This window comes from Paenibacillus sp. MABNR03 (assembly GCF_050455445.1).
GTDB classification, from domain to species: domain Bacteria; phylum Bacillota; class Bacilli; order Paenibacillales; family Paenibacillaceae; genus Paenibacillus; species Paenibacillus xylanilyticus.
The window spans coordinates 447,983-471,363 of record NZ_JBCIYR010000001.1; the positions used below are offsets into that span (position 1 = coordinate 447,983).

Sequence of the window (23,381 nt, forward strand, 5' to 3'; positions counted from 1 at the left end):
GGAATATGTTGAATTTAAAAAGGAGGATAAGTGGTGTCGAATCCAATTACAGAGAACCGCTCTCTGTTTGAACAATTGTACAAATATGCACCCATCGGCATTGCTGTTGCTTCACATGTAAACGGACATTGGCTTCAGCTTAATCCGGCGTTTTGCGAAATGCTGGGCTTTAAGGAAGATGAGTTGATTGACTCCCCGATTGTACATATGATCCATGATGATGATCTGGAAATAGAGGAACTTCGATCGAAGTTTTGGGATATGACGAACGGAATAAGCCAAATGTATGAAATGGAGGTTCGGCTGAAGCACAAGGACGGTTCACTTCTATGGTCCGCCGTAAGAGCATGTATCGTAAGGGATGAGGCGAGCGGTGATCCCCTGTATCTGCTTGTTCAGGCAGCGGACATAACGAATCAAAAGGAAGCGGAGCAGCGCTTGATCGAACAGCGTAAACAGCTGGAGGAGAGTAATCGGATCTCTCGGCTGCTCACAGAGTCTTCTCTGGATCTGATTGCCATACATTGTGCTGATTCAGAGCGGACCTTCAAGTATGTTTCGCCAGCCTGCCAGAGCATGCTGGGATATGAGCCTGAAGAAATGATCGGCCAATCGGGCTTGTTCTGTATTCATCCGGCGGATATTCCACTCGTTGAGGCTTATGTTGCAGGTCAGATACAAGGTCTGGCTCCAGATCGTATTAGCTATCGGTTGCTGCACAAGGATGGTTCTGTTGTTTGGGCAGACACCATATCCCACTATGTCTACGATAAGAAAGGCAACCTGCAGGAGATGATTGCAGTGACCCGGGATATGACGGCTAGCAAAAAGCAGCAGCAGAGTCTGCAGGAGTACCAATCACTCTTTGACTGTAATCCATTGGGCGTAGCTTCGCTTGATCTGGAAGGGAACTTGCTGAAAGCGAACGTTAGCCAGGAACTTCTGACAGGACATTCGAAGGAGGAGCTGCTTAGTCAATCCTTTGATCATCTGATTGATCCGGTGGATTTGGCCAAGACCCGATATCATTTTGAAGAATCCGTCAAAGGAGATGCCCAAAGTTACGAAATTGGGTTGATTCACCAAGATGGACGCCGAATTGAAACCCGAGTTATTAATGTTCCCATTATCCTTGAGGATCGGGTCGTTGGTGTATATGGAATTACAAGTGATATCACGGAATCAAAGAGGTATGTGGAAGAGATCGAGAATTTAAGCTACGAACGCGCCTTGATCCTGAATGCGATGTCTGAAGGAGTTATTGGACTGGATCAGAATGGAAGGTTAATATTTGCCAATCCGGCTGCATCTGAGATGGTGGGTTTTTGTCCCAGCGAAATGAATGGCAGGCACTTTGAGCATATCATACTGCAGATGCAAAGCGAGGCAATACCCTATCCCGTGAATGAAACCCCCATTGTAAAGGCTGTTCGTGAAGGTCGAAGCCTGCCGCGAACGGAGTCTGTTTTCTGGAGACAGGACGGCTCCAGCTTCCTCGCAGAGTTTCAGCTGAAACCGATTATGGACCAAGGGAATACCCGCGGAGGTGTGCTGGTGTTCCGCGATATGACGTCGGTGAAGGATATCATTCGTGCCAAGGAAGCAGCCGAACAGGCCGACCGTGCCAAATCGGAATTTCTTGCGATTATGAGTCATGAGCTTCGCACACCGCTGAACGGGATTATGGGCATGGCGCATCTGTTAAAGGAAACAGAACTCGATGCAGAACAATCCGGATTCGCCGAAATTATTATCGATAGCGGGGAGTCTCTGCTCCACATTCTCAATGAAATACTCGATTTCAGCAAAATAGAGGCGGGTAAAATGGATCTGTCACGCGAAGCAGTGGATATCCAGGAGATGCTGGCGAATGTTGTTGAACTTTTTGCCTTAAAAGCTGCGGAGAAAAATATAGAGCTATATTGTGAGATGTCTAATCGGATTCCTGAACGTGTGAGAGGGGATGAAACCCGAATTCGTCAGATTCTGATTAACCTGGTGGGCAATGCGGTCAAATTTACGGAGAAAGGCAGTATTCAGATTCGTGTGGATGCCAGTGTCGCCGAAGATGGCGATCCGAACAAACTGAACCTTTCTTTCGTCGTAAAAGATACGGGCATAGGCATCCCCATGGACAAACAGCATCAATTGTTTCAATCGTTCTCCCAACTGGATCCGGCCATTAATCGTAAATACGGAGGAACCGGGCTTGGACTTGCGATCAGCAAGAAGCTGGTTGAACTGATGGGCGGAGCCATTGGAGTGCAGAGTGAAATGGGCAAGGGAGCAGAGTTTCATTTCACTCTTCTGCTTGAAAAGTGGCAGGACGAATCCGGTGATGTAGTGGAAGGTTCAGAAGAAACAGATGGATATGACGATCAATCCCAGCTTGCAGCCAACATCCGGATTTTAATTGCCGAGGATCAGCCAGTGAACAGCCACCTGATGGAAGAATTGCTTCGTAAGCACGGCGGTGTGTGTGATATTGTCGAAAATGGAGATGAAGCGGTACGTGCATTGGAAAGGGAATCCTACGATATCGTCTTCATGGATATTAAGATGCCTATTATGGACGGCATCGAAGCAACCTGCAAAATAAGACAGACGCATCCCGAGATTCCGGTCATCGCGGCGATAACGGCATTTGCGGGTGCTAGTGACCGTGAGGCCTGTCTCCAATGCGGAATGCAGGACTTTATAAGTAAACCGTTCAGCTCATCTGAAATTACTCGAGTGCTGCGTACGTGGGTTCCATACATCCGGGCTCATCGTTAATGCGAAACAGGAAGCAATGACAATGTTGATTAGGATGAATGATAGTCAAAAAACCTGACCCGGGTATGGGTCAGGTTTTTTGGTTTAAATACAAGTCCGTGAACCGAAAGGGATCAGGACCATCCTCCGATTAACCCGGAGAGCGTTACGCATTCGTCATCTTCAAGTTCCGCAATCAACGTAAGTTCTTCCTGATCACTTGGATCAACAGAGAACAATTCGCGGCGTCCATCTTCGTGTACAATAATAACCAGTTGGTTGCCGCTTTTTGTATCAAACTGGTACTTGACTCCGATACCAGGCAGTGGGCATTCCCGGATATTCATGAAACCTGTCACCTCTTTAGCTATTCCAAAATGAATTTAACCGTTCTCACAGTACGGATGTATTCTACTATCCATAACACGGTTTGGCAAGCCAAACATCCAATTATAGTCCAGTATTAACATTTGCCGGATGAAGTTATCCCTTGCGGAGGTGTCTTGTCCGTTTGCGACGGACAAAAAACCAGATGAGCAGTGCAGCAATGACAATTAAAGCGATGACCGCTGTAATGATAATGTTCCGAATGTTGGGAACCTGTACCGTCAAATCCAGTGTATTCGGATTGAGGGGGGAAACGTGCCAGGTTAGTGTCTTCCCCTGATCTTCAACCAGATCTGCGTTGGAATCTTCTGCCTTGATCGGCAGACTCAATTTGAAATCGAAGTTCACGTCTTTTAGCAGCAGCTTTTTGAGGAAACTCGGAACCTTGTTGATCTGGTCTTTAATCTCTCCATCCGGCATGGATTCCATCAGGTCAGCAGTTGCCTTAATATGGAGTTTGGAAGTGAAGAAGCCTGATTCAGTTGACTGTTCCACTTGGATTCCCGCAGGTAACTGGGACATATCGAAGCTTGTGGCGGTGCTGCTTTTCTCATAATGCGTTGTTGCCGAGAGCTGCTTCCGTTCACCTTCATCAACCACCTCAGCCTGGAAGTTGTTCCGTTTCAGGGCATCTTCCAGCAGGGTCATTAGATTGTCCTGTCCAATCTTTCCGAGTGCTGATTCAGCTACGCCGAGATTTAGATCCAGATCTGTTGAGCCATCCATATTGACCGTGAGATGGGCTTCCCCATCCGCACAAGCAGATAGAATAACCAGCATAAGGCTTAGCATAATTGTAAGAATTAGATGACGTATTGGATTACGAGTCGACATTGATTTCAACCTTTCTATGTAAATAGTCCATATCCAATCATAGAATTATAGTATACACCGGAAATATCGCGGATGAAACGTTGAGCTGGTAACATGTGGTTCGTAGCATAATGGATGGTATGACCTAAGAGTTATTCACCGAACCCGCGCCAACGTGCGGAAGGTTAATCTCTGTTTTGAACAAATGGATGCGGATACGGTGGATGTGGGATACTATTTTTTGATTAAAATTAAAGATGTCGTATTTTTGTCAATGTTCGGACAATTCAAAAGGCGTTTCAACGTGTAAACTGGTAGTAGTGTGTTGAATACTCGGGAGCAGGGGGGTTACATTCATGACATACATCATTATTATGGTGGCCGTAATGGTCGTGGGCATGGTCGGAATGGGCTGGTTCTATCGGATTATGGACAAAGACAAGAGCTAATTAACAGGAAATGGGAGACAAGCCTATAAGCTTGCTTCGCGATCATGCGAGGCGGGCTTATTTGTTTATTTTTATTTATGAGGACCATTTGCCAGAGCTTCTGGTTGAGAATTACCTGACATTTGTACGTAATATATATAACGAAACGTGTTGTGCAATTTGACCGATGGACAAATATTTTTCGTAAAGATGGGATTTTTAGGCTGCTCTTTTGTATAATAGGGATTAGTCCAACTCGGGATATTTCCCGAAATATGCCTAAGAGGAAAGGGTGTACATAAATGAAATTTAGTGAATATACGTATACACGTCCCGATCTGGAAAAAATCAAAACATCATTCCATGAGCTTCTGAAAGGGTTTGAAGCAGCAGCTACGGTTGAAGAGCAGAGTGGATTTATGGATCAAATTAACGCCCTGCGCAGTGATTTTGAGACCATGGCGCAATTGGTTTATATCCGTCATTCCATTGATACCAATGATACGTTTTACAAAGCAGAAAACGAATTTCTCGATGAAAGCTCCCCAATCATTCAAGAATACATCACCGATTATTATCGGGCACTGGTTAACTCCAAATTTCGTGCTGAACTGGAGCAAAAATGGGGAACACAGCTGTTCCAACTAGCGGAGCAGTCCCTGAAAACATTTAGCCCGGAAATTATCGAGGACCTTCAAAAAGAGAACAAACTTTCCACGGAGTACAACCAGCTGATTGCTTCGGCCAAAATTCCGTTTGAAGGTGAAGAACGTACATTGCCGCAGCTGCACCCGTTCGAATTGTCCACGGACCGTTCCATGCGTGAGCGCGCTTCAGAAGCAAGATATACATTCATGGCCGAGCATGAAGCGGAATTTGATCGCATTTACGATGAACTGGTGAAAGTGCGTACTCAAATTGCGAAAAAATTAGGCTATCCGTCGTATGTGGAACTGGGCTATGACCGCATGAACCGTACGGATTATAACGCAGAGATGGTGTCTAATTTCAGAGCACAGGTTCGGGATTATATCGTGCCCGTTGCAACAAAGCTCAGAGAGCGTCAGCGCAGCCGGATTGATGTGGACACCCTTTATTATTATGACCAGGGTTTCAGCTTCAAGACAGGTAACCCGACGCCGAAAGGTGATCCGGACTGGATTATTGAAAATGGTAAAAAAATGTACGCTGAATTGTCACCGGAGACGGATACGTTCTTCCAGATGATGACGGATAACGAACTAATGGATTTGGTGAGCAAAAAAGGCAAGCAGGGTGGAGGCTATTGCACCTTCCTGAATGATTATAAAGTGCCGTTTATTTTCTCGAACTTCAATGGTACTTCAGGGGATATCGATGTCCTGACACACGAAGCGGGACACGCGTTCCAGGTTTATGAGAGCCGTCACTTTGAAGTGCCGGAATACAACTGGCCGACTTATGAATCGGCAGAGATTCATTCCATGAGCATGGAGTTCTTCACTTGGCCATGGATGGAATTGTTCTTCAAGGAAGATACGGACAAATACAAGTTTGATCACCTGTCTTCAGGATTGCTCTTTATTCCTTACGGTGTTGCCGTAGATGAATTCCAGCACTTTGTTTATGCCAACCCGGATGCAACACCGGCTGAGCGCAAACAGGCTTGGCGCAACATCGAGAAAACGTATCTGCCACACATCAATTATAAGGATAATGCCTATCTGGAGCAGGGTGGATTCTGGCACAAGCAGGGACACATTTTCTCCTCGCCGTTCTATTACATCGACTACACGCTGGCACAGATCTGTGCATTCCAGTTCTGGAAACGCAGTAACGAGGATATGAAGTCTGCATGGGCCGATTATCTGACCTTGTGCAAGGCGGGAGGAAGTCTCTCTTTCACAGGATTGGTTGAACTGGCAGGACTGAACTCTCCCTTCGAGGACGGTTGTGTCTCATCCGTGATCGGAGATATTGAAGCCTGGCTGGATGGGGTAGACGATAAAGCGTTGTAAATTGGGTCTTTATTGAACCAATTACCTGGCTATCGAGAATGGCTGAATCGTACACTGACTGGGCAAGTGAAAATGAAGCGGCTTTGAAACCAAAAGGTTTCAGGGCCGTTTTTCGTATAGATTTAATGGGATGAACACGGTAAAGATGTGGTGTAAAAAAATGTGGATTTGTAACATTTCTCAGGCTGATTGTGATTAATTTCACTATTTCTGAAAACGGATTCAGTTACAATGAAGATAGTAAATCAGGGGTTACAGGAGGCTGGTTCAGATGGCAACACATGCTTATTATGTTCCGCCCGTGAACTTGATGGGTCGAGGATGTTTACAGGAAGCAGGCAGGATGATTCAGGACATGGATATTTGCAAAGCGCTAGTTGTAAGTGATCGACAGCTGATCTCTTCTGGTGTAGCGGAACAGGTATTGTCTATATTAAGAAATTCAGGGCTAGACTATGTCGTATATGATGAAGTACAGCCCAATCCAACGTGTCAAAATGTGCATGAGGGTCTGAAAATATTTCAGGAACATGGCTGTGACGCCATTATATCCATAGGGGGAGGCTCGCCCCAGGACGCAGCCAAAGGGATTGGTATCGTAGCTACCAATGGTGGACATATTCGGGACTACGAAGGATTACATCAATCGCATCATAAGTCTGTGCCGCTTATAGCATTTAACACTACAGCAGGTACATCGAGTGAGGTGACCATTAACTACGTGATTACAGATGAGGAACGAAAGGTGAAAATGGTAATGGTAGATCGAAACAGTCTGGTCTCCCTGTCCGTGAATGATCCGGAATTGATGCTGAGCAAGCCAGCAAGCCTTACGGCAGCTACAGGTATGGATGCTTTGACTCATGCGGTGGAAGCAATGGTTACCCCTGGTGGATTTACAGTGACCAGCGCAACAGCAGCAGCAGCGGTTGAACTGATCTTTGAATACCTGCCGAGAGCCGTCAGAGACGGAAGTGACCTCGAAGCACGGGAGCATATGACCTATGCCTGCTTCTTGGGTGGTATCGCCTTTAATAATGCCGGTTTGGGTTACGTGCATGCCATGGCACATCAACTCGGGGGAGTGTATGATCTGCCGCATGGTGTATGTAACGCCATGCTGCTTCCTTATGTGGAGGAGATGAACGCGAAGCATGTGCCCGGCAAATTCCGCCATATCGCCAAAGCCATAGGCATGAATGTGAAGGGCAAGAGTGATGAGGAATGTTCCACATATGTCATTGATGCCATTCGCCAGCTTTCCAGGGAAGTGGGCATTCCAGAGAAGTTGTCTGAACTGGGTGTGACGGATCCTGATCTTGAACTGCTTGCGGATAATGCAATGAAGGATGCCTGTGCCCCAGGGAACCCATATCAGCCTTCCAAAGAAGAAGTGGTTGAGCTTTTTCGGAAAATTGTATAAATGGTAGACATGCCAGGATGAAGCAGGGAGGGGAGGCAGCAAATAAATCATGCAAAGCAGGCATAATGAGCCGGGAGAAGTCCCGGCTTTTTGTCTTGTCATGACACTTAGACATCACTTACTTTTCCATTTTAATCATTCGTACAGAAGCAAAAGGATTTTGATTCCTGTATAGCGAATACAATAATCTAATCACAGAAGAGCATCGGAAAGGAGTGATTTCGACCTAAACTTTTGTCTTACGTTTCCAGCAAGATTCCTCAGCCCGTTTCGTGTTTAATGTTAATTAGGGATTGTGCATTGCATTTTTCACGGGGTACATCTTAATTTCGAATCCACCAATCACCTCTGCACGGCAAGTCACGGCTACTCTCTGCAATGATCAACCTACTCAGACATGACAATGAATGATGTTCAGTTGCAATCTCGTGTGAGATTTCATACCAATTACAAGGTTTGTCTGTACAGCATGCTCCTAATCATGACAACAGCGTCCACACAACAGAATACAAGATTATGGGCTCTGAAATGAACTAGAACGAATGCGCGTGGAGGAGGCTGTAATGATGGCAAAAAAAGAAGTTGTAGCGATGCTGCTCGCAGGAGGGCAAGGCAAAAGGTTAAAAGGGTTGACCAAATCATTGGCTAAGCCGGCTGTATACTTTGGCGGGACTTACCGGATCATTGATTTTCCTCTAAGCAACTGCTCCAATTCGGGCATCGACACTGTCGGTGTGCTTACACAATATGAACCTCTGGTACTCCATTCATATATTGGCATCGGCAGTGATTGGGATCTGGATCGCAAAAATGGCGGAGTTTATGTACTTCCTCCACATGAGCGTGAAGACGGGAGCAGCTGGTACCGTGGCACGGCGGATGCGATCCACCGCAATTTGAACTTTATTGAACAATTCGATCCAGAACACGTGCTTATTCTATCTGGGGATCACATCTACAAAATGGATTACGAAAAGATGCTCCAGTATCACAAAGAAAAAGATGCAGATTGCACCATATCGGTCATTGACGTGCCGCTGGAAGAAGCCAGCAGGTTCGGGCTGCTCAATACCCACGATGACTACCGCATCTACGAATTCGAAGAAAAGCCTCCTGAACCCAAAAGCACACTTGCTTCCATGGGTATCTATCTCTTCAAGTGGGATGTATTGAAACGCTTCCTGATCCAGGACGAACAGCAGGCATCCACCTCATACGATTTTGGCAAAGACATCATTCCCTTATTGCTTGAAAATGAAAAATCCTTATACGCCTACCCTTTTGAAGGGTACTGGAAAGACGTAGGCACCATCCGCAGTCTGTGGGAATCCAACATGGATCTTCTGGATGAGGATACACCGCTCAACCTGAATGATCCGGATTGGCGCATATATACCCGTAATCCGAATCAGCCCGCTCAGTATATTTCGCCTGCCGCCAAGGTGCGGAATTGCATTATTAGTGAGGGCAGCGTTGTTCATGGTGAGGTCAATCATTCCGTATTGTTCTACGGGGTGGAGGTCGGAGAGCATAGTTCCGTAATTGATTCAGTTGTAATGCCTCGGGTAAAGATTGGGCAAAACGTCCGCATTCACAACGCCATCATTGCCGAAGGGCTGGTCATTCCAGATGGAGTTTATTTATCTCCTGCTCCAGAGGATGAAAGTGACGTATTGCTTGTTGACCAGGAGGAATTGGAACGACAGCTTCAACAGGGAATGACAACCAAAGTCTAATCTGAGCCCAAAGGACGGTGCATGCGATGAAACCATTAATCGGTGTTATTAACCTTGATCAGGAACTAGAGGAATTGAAGGAATTGACGTACTTTCGCTGCGGAGCCGCGGTGCCTTATGCTGGGCGTTACCGTCTGATTGATTTTGTATTATCCAACATGATGAATGCGGGCATAGAGAGTATTGGTGTATTTGTCCGCCGCAAATACCGTTCGCTGATGGATCACCTAAGTGACGGCAAGCCCTGGGATCTGGATCGCAAGCATGGAGGCATGTTTATCTTGCCGCCAGACTGGAATGATCCGACCGATACGTCGCAGGGGGATTTGCAGCATTTTCACAACAATCTAGATTTCTTCCACCGCGGGGCGGGGGAATACGTGGTTCATGCGGGCAGTCGGCATGTGACCAAAGCGGATCTGCAGGATGTCTACAGATATCATGTAAGCAAGGGAGCAGACGTGACTCTGGTTTGCAAAAGAGTGGACCAACTGCTTCCTGAGCACGACGCCTGTGTCAAAGTTGAACATGACGGGAACGGTAACGTAGTGGACATTCACCAAAGCGCCGATCACCCGAATATATATACAGAAATTTTCATCATGGAAAAAAAGTTGTTCCTGCGCCAGGTGCAGCGCTGCATAGATCATGGCGAGAGTAATTTCTTCCGTGATGTCATCCAGAAAAATCCGGATGGATTGAACATTGCGGCCTACGCTTATGATGGTTATCACGCCGTGATCAATTCAATTGACAGCTACTATCGCAACAGTATGGAATTGTTGAATACGGGATTGTATGAACAACTGTTCAAGGAAGAACCGGTTCAGACCAAGATCAAGTATGAGGCACCTGCCAAATATCTTGACACTGCAGAGGTGAAACACTCACTGCTTGCAAACGGCTGTATTGTGGGCGGCGAAGTGGAGAACAGCATTTTGTTCAGGGGCGTGCATGTAGCCAAGGGAGCCAAAATCAAAGGCTCGATTATTATGCAAAAATGTTATATCGGTGAAGATGCGGTACTGGAGAATGTCATTCTGGACAAAGACGTTAAACTGACCGGTGGACAGACGCTCATCGGCGACCCGTCGAACCCGTATATCTTGGCAAAGAGCACTATTATCTAATACCGGCTGTTAACCGATATCATCTATAAATAAAATAAAAATTCTGTAGGGTGGAATACGCGCACGATAATGCTTGATAGAAGGCAGAAGTAGTGAAGGGGACGAAGTCGATTCTGGAGAAGCAGAGCGTTCGCATTTATCCCTGGAGTTTAACCTTTTGAAAGGATTAAAAAAATCCAGGGATAACGGCGATCGAAAGAACGATTCGTAACCGGAACGGCCGCTTGCCGCATTCGAGCAGTAAAGCGTATGAAACTTACCATCCTACAGAATTTCACCGGGAGGAACCTGCTTTTGTTTGACAACAAGGAAACGTTCAAGAGTATCTTTCAACGGAATCTGGTCAGCAAATTGGGCAAACCGCTTGAAGAAGCCACGAAGGAAGATGTCTATCACGTTCTGGGAAGCATGATCCGTGAGTATGCAGGTCAGGACTGGGCAGCGTCGAATCAGGGATTTAAGCAGCGCCAGGATAAGCAGGTTTATTACTTCTCGCTGGAATTCCTGATTGGACGTCTGCTGGGTAACAATCTGTTGAATGTGAATGAACTGGAACTGGTCCGCGACAGTCTCGCCGAACTGGGATTCTCGCTGGAGGAAATAGAGGAACAGGAATCTGACGCAGGTTTGGGTAATGGCGGATTGGGCCGCCTGGCAGCGTGTTTTCTGGATTCGCTTGCATCACTCGGCTACGCCGGTCATGGATGCGGCATTCGGTACAAATACGGATTGTTTGAGCAAAAAATCATTGGTGGCAACCAGGTAGAGCTGCCGGACAACTGGCTCGATAAGGGCAATGAATGGGAAGTACGACGCCCGGATAAAAAGGTGGAAGTTCAGTTCTGGGGAAGAGTAGAGGCCTATGAACAGGATGGACATTATCATTTTGTTACCAAAGATGCCGAATCCGTCGTTGCAGTTCCTTACGATATTCCTGTCTTGGGTTATGGTCAGCCGCATGTGAATACGCTCCGCCTGTGGAGTGCTGAACCGAAACGGGAAACATCACTGGATACCCCTTCGAACTATTACGGTTACCTGGATTACAGTCGCTCCGTGGAGTCGATTTCCGAGTTCCTGTATCCGGATGATTCCCAGTACGAGGGCAAACTGCTTCGTTTGAAACAGCAATACTTCATGTGTTCTGCCGGTGTGCAAAGTGCATTGCGGACATTCAACAAGCTGGAGCTGCCATATGACCGATTGCCAGACAAGGTCGCTTTCCACATTAATGATACCCATCCTACGCTGGTTATTCCGGAATTAATGCGTATCCTCATTGACATCAAAGGGTATGGTTGGGACGAAGCATGGGACATCACTACGCGTACCGTTTCCTATACGAATCATACAACGCTTAGCGAGGCGCTGGAGAAGTGGCCTGTGTCTATGATCAGCAGGCTGTTACCTCGCATTTATATGATCATAGAAGAGATTAACAAACGCTTCTGCGGCATGCTTCTGGATCGTTATCCGGGTGAACAAGATCGGATTCAGCACCTGGCCATCATTGCAAACGATCAAGTTCGTATGGCACATCTGGCGATAGTCGGCAGTCATAGTGTCAATGGTGTGGCAGCGCTGCATACTGAAATATTGAAGGAACGGGAGATGGCACCATTCTATGCCCTGTATCCGGAGCGTTTCAATAATAAGACGAATGGGATAACCCATCGCCGCTGGTTGATGCATGCGAATCCGAAACTGTCCAGCCTGATTACCGATACCATAGGAACTGAATGGATTACCGAGCCGGGCAGGCTGAATGAACTCACGGGATTTGCAGATGATGCTTCTTTCCAGGAGCAGTTCAGGTCCATCAAACACGAAAATAAGGAACGGCTCGCTGCTTACATCCTGAATCATACCGGAACAGCAGTTAATCCGGATTCCATTTTTGATGTACAGGTGAAAAGGCTGCATGGCTACAAACGCCAGCTGCTAAACATTTTGCACGTCATGCATCTGTATAACCGTCTCAAGAACGATTCGTCGTTTGATATCGTGCCACGTACGTTCATTTTTGGGGCGAAGGCCGCACCAAGTTACTATTTTGCGAAGAAAATTATCAAGCTGATCAATACGGTGGCAGATACCGTGAATCAGGATAAGGCTGTGAGTGATCGTCTAAAGGTATTTTTCCTCGAAAATTATTCGGTATCTCTGGCTGAAAAGATTATTCCGGCCGCGGACGTTAGTGAACAGATCTCCACAGCCGGTAAGGAAGCTTCGGGTACGGGAAATATGAAATTTATGATGAACGGTGCATTAACCATCGGTACGATGGATGGGGCTAACGTGGAGATGGCGGAACAGGTTGGGGAAGAAAACATGTTTATTTTTGGCCTTCGTGCAGACGAAGTGCTGAATTATTACCGTTCAGGCAGCTATCGTCCATACGAGATTGTGCAGCAGGATGAACGCATTCGCGAAGTGGTTGAACAGCTTGTTCATCCAGGTGCGTTCTGCTGCCGAGAAGGAGAGTTCTGGGATATCTACGACTCGCTGCTCGCACATGGAGATGAATACTTTGTATTGCGTGACTTTGCTGCCTATGCAGATGCGCATGCGGCCATTGATAAGGCTTATCGGGATGTGCCGGGCTGGGCACGCAAAACCGTGCTGAACACGGCACAATCCGGTATTTTCTCCAGTGATCGTACCATAAGTGAGTATGCGACCGACATCTGGGGCATTCATCCGGTGTCTGGACACTGGAAGGGCTAAAATGAATAAGGGATTTATAAGGTTTTAAATAAGTGAAGAGACAAAGTCCCCTTGATCCAAGGGGACTTTGTCATGCTGTTTTTGTTGTAGAAGACGGTATTCTCATCTTCGCACGCAAAATCAAAAAAAAGACGCTGCCGCTGAGCGATAATTAAGAAGAAATGATGGTATCTATATTCCGACCAAGAAAGGAACGTATTCGCCATGGATCATTACACACGTATACAGCTTGCCATTACGTATCTCGAAGATCATTTGCAAGAAGAATTTGATATTAGAGAAGCGTCGGCCAAAGCAGGCTTTTCCGCATTTCATTTCCAGCGTTTATTTCAGGCGATCACAGGATTTACCGTACTGGAGTATGTACGCAAACGCAGGTTGACTGAAGCTGCACGCCATTTGCGTGACTCGGCAGATGGCATACTCAATATTGCCTTGAGTTGGGGATATCAATCTCAGGAAGCGTTCACACGGGCATTCACGGCTCACTGGGGAATGACACCCGCCCGGTTTCGCAGGCTGGATGAACAGCCGTGTTCTTCGAAGATGCAGCGGAGTATTGATTTTAATGATTATCGAACACAGCTAGGAGGAGAATTTTATATGAATAAACCACGCCTGGTTACTATGGATGCCATTCAGATTATAGGTTATGCGTACCAGACCAATTTAAATGGAGATCAGCATTATACGGATATCCCCGGATTTTATCATGATTTTGGCGCAGAGCAGAAATTTATGAATATCCCTGAACGAACACGTCCCGATTTGGCTTATGGGATAGCCTGTAGATTCGAAGATGATGGAGCGTTCACATTCCTTATTGGAGAGGAAAGTTCATCGGATGCGCCGGAGCTTCAGCCGGGATATACGACGTTTGAGATTCCGGGCGGCTTCTACGCTGAGTTCACGGTCGATGGTTCCGGGCAAGATATCCGGAAAATGATTTATGGCAGCTGGCTGCCTCAGTCAAATTATGAACGCAGGGAAGGACCTGATTTCGAGGTGACCGATGTGTGGAAATCAACCCCTGAGCAATTGGACATGAAGATCTACATTCCGATAAAATAAAGGAGCCGCTCTGCGAAAAAAAAGGACCGGAGGAGTACAGAGAATGAACAAAGGAAAGGGTATCCATGCTCCGTGGATATTGCCCCTGGTTGCCGTTTTGGCAATTGCATATATGCTGATTATGGGCAATTTGCTATTTATTCAAGGGAGAACCTCAGGGGAGCGTTATCAATACAATCTGATCCCCTTGGAGACGATTAAACCCTTATTGTTGGAAAGGGACAGGTATAATGCGGAAACCTGGGTGAAAAACCTGTTCGGTAACATTGTACTGTTTATTCCACTAGGCATATGGATTCCCTGGCTGTTTCGCAAATGTCGAACAGGGTTGAGATTTACGATGGCAGTTACTTTGCTGCTGCTTGCTGTTGAGTTGACGCAGCTGGTCACGCGTGTTGGTTCGTTTGACGTCGATGATATTATCCTTAATACCGTAGGCGCCTGGATTGGATACGCTGCTTTTCGCCTGTTCATCCAGACCAGAACAAGATCAGAATAGAAATCTGCCACGGAGGCGGAAGTTTATTCTGATCTTTTTTCGTGCCTCGAGAAACGGGTGTGTTTATATGACCTGCATTTCGGATAAAACATATTAACGGGTTATTCTGTATTGAAAAGGCATACATGTTCATACAGCAGATATAGGAAGCGTAATATACAGCCTGAAATAGAATACAACGGAAGCAGGGTGATTCACATCGTGTGGTGGAAAGAAAGTGTTGTATACCAGATCTATCCGATCAGTTTCAAGGATTCGGATGGAGATGGTCATGGTGATCTGCAAGGCATTTATGAAAAACTCGATTACTTGACGGATCTGGGGATCGACGTGATCTGGATCTGTCCCATTTATGAATCTCCCGGATATGACAATGGTTACGATATAAGCGATTATTATGCCATTATGCGCAAATTCGGCACGATGGATGATTTCGATCGGTTATTGGAAGAGGCTCACCGCAGAGGCCTCAAAATCATGATGGATCTGGTGCTGAATCATACATCGGATGAGCATGCCTGGTTTGCCGAATCCCGTTCCTCCAAAGTCAATCCCAAGCGGGATTATTACATTTGGCGCTCAGGTAAAAATGGTCAGGTGCCAAACAACTGGGAATCCTATTTTGGCGGATCCGTGTGGAAGCATGATCCGGAAACGAATGAATACTACCTGCATCTGTACTCGGAACATCAGCCCGATTTGAATTGGAACAACGCACAGATGGCAGAAGAAATGTATGAAATGGTACATTGGTGGCTGCAAAAAGGGGTAGACGGGTTCCGCTTTGATGCGGTAGCTCATATTGCCAAGGCAGAAGGGCTGCCGAGTGCGCATAATCCTGACAATCTGCCCGTAGTACCGGCATATCAGCTGTTTTCCAACCTGGAACAGGTGCATTCCATTTTGAACAAGTTGAACGATATGATTCTGAAACCTTATGGTCCCATGACTGTTGGAGAAACGTCAGGACTTGGCCCAGAGCAGGCACTTGCTTATGTTGGTACAGATCGCAATGAATTGAACATGGTGTTCCAGTTTGAACATATGTTTGTGGATGCCAAATCTTCCGGGATTGGCAAGTGGAACTACCGGGAGTGGAAGCTGACCGAATTGAAAGAAATCATGAGCCGCTGGCAAACGGTTCTGCACGGCAGAGGCTGGAATGCGAACTATATGGGCAATCATGATCAGCCGCGCCCGGTTTCCCGGTTCGGAGATGACGGACGTTACAGGGTCCGCTCAGCCCAGATGCTGGCGACTTGGATGCTTACCCTGGAGGGAACACCTTATATTTACCAGGGAGAAGAGATCGGTATGACGAATGTGGCTTTTCCGAATATTGACCAGTATCGTGACATTGAAACAATGAATTATTACAGGCATTATATCGCACAGGGGCGGGACAAGAATGACATTATGGAAGCCATCTGGAAGAAAAGCCGGGATAATGCACGTACACCCATGCAATGGGATGATACAGAGCATGCGGGATTCACAGAAGGTCAGCCCTGGATTAAGGTCAATGATAACTACACCGAGATCAATGTGGCCGCCGCTGAAAATGACCCCGGTTCCGTTTTGCATTATTATCGCAAGCTGATTGCCATCCGAAAAAAGAGCAAAGTTCTCATCTATGGTGAGTATGAGCTGCTTTTGCCAGATGATCCGGACATCTATGCATACACTCGCACGTTGGGTGACGAGAAGATGCTCATCATTTTGAACTTCCGCGGGAATGAACCTGAAATGCACTGGCCCGAAGGATGGACGGAGAATCAGGCCAAGCTGGTCATCGGCAATGTGAAGAGACGGTATTCAACGGATGAAGGTACAATTCTGCTGCAGCCTTATGAGGCCAGGGTGTACATGATGAAATCCTAAAGGAAGCATTTTGCTTCTCCCCAAGGGTTTGAATTATAATGAGATAGGTAAATGCCATTATAATTGACATGAATCAACCAGATAAGGTTGCTCATATCGGAATCGTCAGGAGGTTACTCTATGTTGAAAATTACGTATCACGGACACTCCAGTGTGCAATTGGGTACGGAGGAGAAGTCATTAATTATTGATCCATTCCTGCGCGGCAATGAGCTGGCCGTTACCAAACCGGAAGACATCAAAACGGATGCCGTTTTGCTGACACATGCACATATGGATCATATTCTCGATGCTGAACCGATTGCCAAGGCGAATCACGCCAAAGTGGTAGCAATCGTGGAGCTGGCTACATACATGTCATGGAAAGGGCTCGATACGATTGGCATGAATATGGGCGGAACGGTGGATTTGGATTTCGCTCAAGCCAAGATGATTCAGGCTTTCCATACTTCGGGAATTGTGCTGGAAGAAGAGCAGCGGATTATGTATGCAGGGCTGCCTGCGGGATATATCATTAACATCGGCGGCAAAACGATTCTGCATGCCGGAGACACGAGCCTTTTCGGCGATATGAAAATGATTGGTGATCGTCATCAGATCGATGTCGCTTTTCTGCCGATTGGCGGGCATTTCACAATGGGGCCTGAAGATGCTTTGCAAGCTGCAGAGTGGTTTAACGCCAAGCTGACCATTCCTGTGCATTATGACACGTTCCCGGTGATCCGTCAGGATTCCGAGAAGTTTGTGCAGCAGCTCGCTGCCAAAGGACTTGAAGGTCAAGTACTGGCACCTGGCCAATCACTGACGTTGTAGTCAACGATAACGACCGAATCAGTATACACGAAATGAACCCTCAATCCCATGTAAACCGTCTGTATTTGCAGTCTTATGACTGTGAAGACAGGCGGTTTTTTTAGTTCCTCAATACATGTATCAGGGAGTTGTCAAACGTAATCATGCTTATTTTATGTTACAGAGCAACCATTAATGGGGAATGTGTAGAAGAGGAATATTCTAGGTATATTATAGTTTCAACTTGTATATACATGTTTACTTATGTAATATAGAAATGTAGTTAACTGAGATATCGAACATGAGCAATACAATTTATTGGAGGCGTTAACATGAGTTCAAACGATACAACTTCCTCATCGTGGTGGAAAACCTCCACGGTGTATCAGGTATATCCCAAGAGCTTCAATGACACCACGGGTTCTGGCACCGGGGATATTCGGGGGCTGACCGAGAAGCTGGACTATTTGCAGCATCTGGGAATCGATATTGTGTGGCTACAGCCGGTGTATGTATCTCCGCAGAATGATAATGGGTACGATGTAGCGGACTATTACGAGATTAATCCGGACTTCGGCACGATGGAAGATTTTGATGAATTACTGAAGGGTCTGAAAGACCGTGACATGAAACTGATGATTGATATTGTGGTGAACCACTCGTCCACAGAGCATGAATGGTTCAAGCAGGCGCGATCTTCCAAGGATAACCCGTATCGGGATTATTATATTTGGAAAGATCCGGCTCCGGATGGCGGTGTACCGAACAACTGGCAGTCGAAGTTTGGCGGACCGGCATGGCAGTATGACGAACAGACGGGACAGTATTTCCTGACGTTGTTTGATAAGACACAGGCTGATCTGAACTGGGAAAATGAACAGGTTCGCAAGGCTGTGCGGGACATGATCAAGTTCTGGGCAGAGAAGGGTGTCGACGGTTTCCGGATGGACGTCATTAATCTGATCTCCAAGGATCAGCGTTTCCCTAATGATGACGGCAGCGAAGGTCCTGGTGACGGTCGCAAGTTTTACACGGACGGACCACGTGTTCACGAATATATTACCGAGATGTATGACGAAGTGTTTGGACCATATAACATGGTCACAGTTGGAGAGATGTCTTCCACAACACTGGAACATTGCATCCGCTACTCGAACCCAGCTTCCCGTGAATTTTCAATGACATTCAATTTCCACCATCTGAAAGTGGATTACCCGAACGGGCAGAAATGGGAACTGATGCCTTATGATTTTGAAGCGATGAAACGGTTGTTCAGTGAATGGCAGACAGGGATGCAGGCTGGTGGAGGCTGGAACGCGCTCTTCCTTAACAATCATGATCAGCCGCGAGCACTGTCCCGTTTCGCAGATGATGGAGACTACCGTGCCGAGAGTGCCAAAATGCTGGCAACAACGATCCATGGCATGCAGGGTACGCCGTACGTGTATCAAGGGGAAGAGATTGGAATGCCGAATCCCGTCTGGAACGACGTGAGCGAATTCCGAGATATTGAATCCACGAATATGTACCGGCTGCTGCAGGAAGAACGCGGAAAAACGGCGGAAGAAGCTTTTGCAATTGTGAAAGAGCGCTCCCGGGATAACTCCCGTACACCGATGCAATGGGATGATAGCAAGAATGCCGGATTTACAACGGGCACACCTTGGATCAAAGTAGATGAACGATATCCATCGATTCATGTGGCTGAGCAATTGGCTGATCCGAATTCGATCTACTATCACTACCGCAAGCTCATAGCTCTGCGCAAACAGGTTCTTGTGTTGACCGATGGTTTGTATGAACGACTGGATGATGCACACCCAGAAGTATTCGCCTATGCACGGACGAACGGGAATGAAACGTTGATTGTAGTGTCCAATTTCAGCAAGAAAGACGTTTCCTTTACATTTCCAGCTGCGGTCTGGAACGATCATGTATCCGGAAAAACGGCTGAATTGCTCATTGGCAATACGGAGACGTCACCTGATCTGGAACAGGTCATCTCACTCCGTCCGTACGCATCCTATATGTGGCTTGTACCACAAGAGGACTAATTCACATTATTGAAATGGGAAGTGACAATATGGCAATCGATAGAAAACAGGTTGAGGAGATCGTACGTGCTGTCGGTGGAAAAGAGAATATCGAAGCAGCAACGCACTGCGTTACACGACTCCGGTTTGCCTTGTATGATGAAAGTAAAGTGGATACCGAAGGTCTGGACCGCAACGATCTGGTCAAAGGCCAATTCTCATCCCAAGGACAGTTTCAAGTCGTTATTGGACCCGGGCTGGTCGATAAGGTATATGATGAGATGATCCAGATCACAGGCGGCGACCGTGCTTCCAAGGATGATGTGAAGGCGGCTGCCGGCAAAAAGAAAAATCCGATCCAACGCGCAATCAAAACGCTCTCGGATATCTTTATTCCGATCCTGCCTGCCATTATTACGGCAGGTCTTCTGCTCGGAATCAACAACATATTGACAGGGCCAGGCATCTTTTTTGATGAACAATCACTGGTTGACGTCTACCCGGCATGGAAGGACCTCGCATCCATCATTAATACCATTGCGAGTACAGCCTTTACATTCCTGCCTGCATTGATTGGTTGGTCAGCTGTAAAAAGATTCGGCGGAAGCCCGCTGCTCGGGATTGTGCTTGGACTGATCCTGGTGCACCCTGATCTGCTGAGTGCCTATGGCTATGCCAATGCAGTAAATGAAGGTACCGTGCCGACCTGGAATCTCTTCGGCTGGCACATTGAGAAAATTGGTTATCAGGGTCAGGTGCTGCCGGTATTGGTTTCGGCTTATCTGCTGGCCAAACTGGAGATTTTCCTGAACAAAAGAGTGCATGATTCCGTCAAGCTGCTTGTCGTTGCACCCGTAACATTGCTTATTACCGGATTTCTCGCGTTTACCATCATTGGTCCGGTTACGTTCGCCATTGCGAATGCGATTACATCAGGTCTGATTTATATTTATGAATCCTATGCAGCACTCGGTGGTCTGATCTATGGTGGTCTGTATGCATTGCTGGTTATTACGGGTATGCATCATACGTTCCTGGCGGTAGACGTACAACTGATTGGTAGTCAGGGAGGTACCTTCCTGTGGCCGATGCTGGCGCTGTCCAATATCGCACAAGGTTCTGCGGCGCTTGCGATGATGCTTGTGCTGCGCGAACAGAAGATGAGAGGGCTTGCGGCTACTTCTTCCGTGTCGGCTTTCCTCGGCGTAACGGAGCCTGCAATCTTTGGGGTGAATATCCGTTATCGTTATCCATTTATTTTCGGTATGGTGGGTTCGGCTATTGGTGGAGTTCTGTTGACCATGAATAATGTTCAGGCGACTTCCATCGGTGTAGGTGGAGTTCCCGGATTCCTTTCCATATTCCCGAATAAGTGGGGAGTATTCTTTATCGGGATGGCGATTGTGCTGATCGTTCCATTTGTCCTGACGGTTATTTTCGGCAGAGCGAAGATGCGAAAGCAAGATCGCAGCAACAATACCGGGACTGATTCTGTAAGCAAAACAACACCAGCAGCATCCACTGCAAATACAGCAGTCTCCAACACAGATACAGCGGCAGCTGAGCGGACTCGCACAAATGCACAAGTTGGGGATGCACCCGTTAACACCCTGGAAATAATGGCTCCATTAACTGGAACAGCGGTGCCGCTGGAACAAGTGCCTGATCCGGCTTTTGCAGAGAAGCAGATGGGTGAAGGGGTAGCGATTGAACCTTCAGGCAATCAGGTGGTTGCTCCGTTTGATGCACAAGTTGCACATGTAATTAAAAGCAAACACGCGGTCATTCTGGAACATGCGAGTGGTCTGCAAATTCTGATCCATGTCGGGATCAATACTGTATCGCTGAAGGGCGAGGGCTTCAACATGCATGTCGAAGCAGGGGAGCATGTAAGAGCCGGGCAAACGCTGCTGGAATTTGATCGTAAGGTCATTGAAGCTGCTGGATATCCGCTCATCACCCCGATTATTATCCCGGATGGGCAGGATATGGTTGATCGGGTGGAAGTCACCACAGGTGATGTTTCATCGAATCGGAATGGTATATTGACCGTTCACTTGAAAGGCTAACCAGCTTTTCTTTCTTCATAGAAAAATTCTGCTTCATTTCATTGACGAACCAGCCCAGGTGTGAGCCTGTAACTGGTTCGTTTTTCTTTGGTGTCATGATACACTATGTATAAATTAAAATTTAAAATAACATCATCGTTGAATCGCCGCGTATATGCATGTTACTGATGGAGTATTCATATGGTTCAGGAAGAGTTCCTAGTGTAGTGGACAAAGGAGGAGAGCCATGACCCGTGTCACAGTAATGGTTATTCATGGGCTGGGTATGCAAAGGGATGATTATGCGGATACACTGATATCACGTTTGCATAAGGAATTCGATCAGGTGATGGTTATGCGTGGTGCTGCGGAAAAATATTTGGATATTGAGCCAGTCTTCTGGGCTGACGTCTTTGAAGAGAGAGAAGAAGCCTTATACCAGCAGCTTGTTAGCTCACAACGGCTGAATTACCAGGTGCTGCGAAGATTTGTTATACATTATCTGGCGGATGCCGTTGCTTATCAGCCGGTTGAGCATCAAGGACATAATTATGACGCAGTGCATGGCAGCTTAAACCGAGCCCTGCATGCACTTGCACAGCGCAGCGGTCCTGAAGCCCCGCTCTGTGTTATCGCCCACAGCCTGGGTGCTGTCATTGCCAGTAACTTTTTTTATGATCTGCAGTTTCCATCCAGTCGGGTTCCGTCGATTGTGGATGTCACATCTGCATTGGAGCGGGGAGACACGTTAACGAACTTCTATTCATTTGGAACGACACTGCCACTATGGAGTCTGCGCTATCATGATTTTAGCTGTCCAATTCAGGTGCCGTCCTCCATGGCGGCACAGCAGTACTTCCCTGGGCTGGAGGGGGAGTGGGTTAATTTTTATGATCGGGACGATATTCTTGGATATCCTTTAAGGCCCATCGATCCGGCCTATGAAGCTGCGGTCAAGGCGGATATTGAGATTAACTCGGGTGGCTGGATCGGGAGTTGGAATCCGCTTAGTCATGGAGGGTACTTCGGAAATAGCGCCATGAACCGGAGAATTGCACAAGGGCTGGCACGGACGTGGACTTGGGTAAATCGTGGATGACGTCCATTCATCTAGATATGAGAAGAAGAAAGGGGGAATTCATTTGGAATGCAGGACAGGCTGCGCCGCATGTTGCATTGCCATATCCATTTCCTCACCGATCCCGGGTATGGAAGATGGTAAACCAGCAGGTGTACGCTGTGTACAGTTGACGGAGGACAATCGCTGCAGCATATTCGGTCAGCCGGATCGTCCGGCTGTATGCAGCGGATTGCAGGCTTCGGCTGACATGTGTGGAAGTACGGATCAGGAGGCTTTTGATATACTGGCCTGGCTGGAACAGGAAACCAACCCTCGGATTCTAGAGTGAAGTTGTTTTATTGGAAAAGGATAATTATACTTATTATTCTAAATCGAAGAGCAAGACGGGATATTATGTTTTTATTGCTGCTGCCGTGGTGACAGTAGGTGTAGTCAGCTGGATGTATAATCGCACGTACTCATAAAACGAACGAAAAAGTCAATTTTGCATTAAACAAGTTTCATATCTGGAAATAGGCTAAAAAGAGTATCCATGGATAATAAATCTATGGATACTCTTATTTTTTGGTGTGCTTATCCAT

Annotated in this window: 16 protein-coding genes; 14 read left to right on the forward strand and 2 right to left on the reverse strand. The window is 46.8% G+C overall.

The genetic code is table 11. The features are described from left to right. The first annotated feature begins 33 nt into the window (after nt 1–33). Entirely contained in the window at nt 34–2,775 is a 2,742-nt protein-coding gene (locus AAIH57_RS02005) for a PAS domain S-box protein (RefSeq protein ID WP_430020366.1), read from the forward strand. Between the two features lie 113 nt (nt 2,776–2,888). Here the strand turns inward: AAIH57_RS02005 and AAIH57_RS02010 are convergent, their stop codons facing one another. Then, on the reverse strand, nt 2,889–3,101 hold the full coding sequence (locus AAIH57_RS02010; protein WP_175396243.1) for a hypothetical protein: 213 nt from the start codon (nt 3,099–3,101) through the stop codon (nt 2,889–2,891). Nucleotides 3,102–3,237: 136 nt separating this feature from the next. Continuing rightward, a complete protein-coding gene (locus tag AAIH57_RS02015; RefSeq protein WP_175396244.1) occupies nt 3,238–3,975 on the reverse strand; it encodes a hypothetical protein in 738 nt (245 codons plus the stop codon). A gap of 709 nt (nt 3,976–4,684) precedes the next feature. Between AAIH57_RS02015 and AAIH57_RS02020 the strand changes: the two genes are divergently transcribed. From AAIH57_RS02020 to AAIH57_RS02080, 13 genes are all read left to right on the forward strand, one after another. Beyond that, nucleotides 4,685–6,379: a M3 family oligoendopeptidase gene (locus AAIH57_RS02020; RefSeq protein ID WP_175396245.1), complete on the forward strand. Its 1,695-nt coding sequence runs from the start codon at nt 4,685–4,687 to the stop codon at nt 6,377–6,379. A gap of 271 nt (nt 6,380–6,650) precedes the next feature. Further along, the gene (locus AAIH57_RS02025) at nt 6,651–7,802 is read left to right on the forward strand and encodes an iron-containing alcohol dehydrogenase (RefSeq protein WP_430020367.1); all 1,152 of its coding nucleotides are present in this window, start codon (nt 6,651–6,653) and stop codon (nt 7,800–7,802) included. A gap of 566 nt (nt 7,803–8,368) precedes the next feature. Beyond that, entirely contained in the window at nt 8,369–9,538 is a 1,170-nt protein-coding gene (locus tag AAIH57_RS02030) for a glucose-1-phosphate adenylyltransferase (RefSeq protein WP_281366049.1), read from the forward strand. 26 nt (nt 9,539–9,564) lie between these two features. Then, the gene (gene glgD, locus AAIH57_RS02035; protein ID WP_175396248.1) at nt 9,565–10,668 is read left to right on the forward strand and encodes a glucose-1-phosphate adenylyltransferase subunit GlgD; all 1,104 of its coding nucleotides are present in this window, start codon (nt 9,565–9,567) and stop codon (nt 10,666–10,668) included. Nucleotides 10,669–10,962: 294 nt separating this feature from the next. Then, on the forward strand, nt 10,963–13,395 hold the full coding sequence (locus AAIH57_RS02040; RefSeq protein WP_430020368.1) for a glycogen/starch/alpha-glucan phosphorylase: 2,433 nt from the start codon (nt 10,963–10,965) through the stop codon (nt 13,393–13,395). A 204-nt stretch (nt 13,396–13,599) separates the two neighbouring features. Further along, nucleotides 13,600–14,466, forward strand: a complete 867-nt coding sequence (locus AAIH57_RS02045) for an effector binding domain-containing protein (protein ID WP_430020369.1) — start codon at nt 13,600–13,602, stop codon at nt 14,464–14,466. A gap of 43 nt (nt 14,467–14,509) precedes the next feature. After that, nucleotides 14,510–14,965 (forward strand): VanZ family protein, encoded by a 456-nt coding sequence (locus AAIH57_RS02050; protein WP_430020370.1) that lies wholly within the window; start codon nt 14,510–14,512, stop codon nt 14,963–14,965. 192 nt (nt 14,966–15,157) lie between these two features. Next, nucleotides 15,158–16,846 (forward strand): glycoside hydrolase family 13 protein, encoded by a 1,689-nt coding sequence (locus AAIH57_RS02055; RefSeq protein ID WP_430021312.1) that lies wholly within the window; start codon nt 15,158–15,160, stop codon nt 16,844–16,846. A gap of 120 nt (nt 16,847–16,966) precedes the next feature. Then, nucleotides 16,967–17,659, forward strand: a complete 693-nt coding sequence (locus AAIH57_RS02060) for a metal-dependent hydrolase (protein ID WP_175396252.1) — start codon at nt 16,967–16,969, stop codon at nt 17,657–17,659. A 311-nt stretch (nt 17,660–17,970) separates the two neighbouring features. After that, entirely contained in the window at nt 17,971–19,692 is a 1,722-nt protein-coding gene (gene treC / locus AAIH57_RS02065; protein WP_430020371.1) for an alpha,alpha-phosphotrehalase, read from the forward strand. Nucleotides 19,693–19,721: 29 nt separating this feature from the next. Continuing rightward, nucleotides 19,722–21,740 carry a PTS system trehalose-specific EIIBC component gene (gene treP / locus AAIH57_RS02070; protein ID WP_430020372.1) on the forward strand — a complete coding sequence of 673 codons (2,019 nt, stop codon included), beginning with the start codon at nt 19,722–19,724 and terminating at the stop codon, nt 21,738–21,740. 226 nt (nt 21,741–21,966) lie between these two features. Beyond that, the gene (locus tag AAIH57_RS02075) at nt 21,967–22,818 is read left to right on the forward strand and encodes a chemotaxis protein (protein ID WP_430020373.1); all 852 of its coding nucleotides are present in this window, start codon (nt 21,967–21,969) and stop codon (nt 22,816–22,818) included. A gap of 43 nt (nt 22,819–22,861) precedes the next feature. Further along, nucleotides 22,862–23,128, forward strand: coding sequence for a YkgJ family cysteine cluster protein (locus AAIH57_RS02080; protein ID WP_175396256.1), 267 nt, complete (start codon nt 22,862–22,864; stop codon nt 23,126–23,128). Nucleotides 23,129–23,381: the final 253 nt, after the last annotated feature.

Bases quoted from the DNA above. Each gene is read 5' to 3' on its own strand.
- AAIH57_RS02010 (WP_175396243.1), bottom strand. From the start codon at position 3,101: ATGAATATCCGGGAATGCCCACTGCCTGGTATCGGAGTCAAGTACCAG.
- AAIH57_RS02015 (WP_175396244.1), bottom strand. From the start codon at position 3,975: ATGTCGACTCGTAATCCAATACGTCATCTAATTCTTACAATTATGCTA.
- AAIH57_RS02020 (WP_175396245.1), top strand. From the start codon at position 4,685: ATGAAATTTAGTGAATATACGTATACACGTCCCGATCTGGAAAAAATC.
- AAIH57_RS02025 (WP_430020367.1), top strand. From the start codon at position 6,651: ATGGCAACACATGCTTATTATGTTCCGCCCGTGAACTTGATGGGTCGA.
- AAIH57_RS02030 (WP_281366049.1), top strand. From the start codon at position 8,369: ATGGCAAAAAAAGAAGTTGTAGCGATGCTGCTCGCAGGAGGGCAAGGC.
- glgD (WP_175396248.1), top strand. From the start codon at position 9,565: ATGAAACCATTAATCGGTGTTATTAACCTTGATCAGGAACTAGAGGAA.
- AAIH57_RS02045 (WP_430020369.1), top strand. From the start codon at position 13,600: ATGGATCATTACACACGTATACAGCTTGCCATTACGTATCTCGAAGAT.
- AAIH57_RS02050 (WP_430020370.1), top strand. From the start codon at position 14,510: ATGAACAAAGGAAAGGGTATCCATGCTCCGTGGATATTGCCCCTGGTT.
- AAIH57_RS02060 (WP_175396252.1), top strand. From the start codon at position 16,967: ATGTTGAAAATTACGTATCACGGACACTCCAGTGTGCAATTGGGTACG.
- treC (WP_430020371.1), top strand. From the start codon at position 17,971: ATGAGTTCAAACGATACAACTTCCTCATCGTGGTGGAAAACCTCCACG.
- treP (WP_430020372.1), top strand. From the start codon at position 19,722: ATGGCAATCGATAGAAAACAGGTTGAGGAGATCGTACGTGCTGTCGGT.
- AAIH57_RS02075 (WP_430020373.1), top strand. From the start codon at position 21,967: ATGACCCGTGTCACAGTAATGGTTATTCATGGGCTGGGTATGCAAAGG.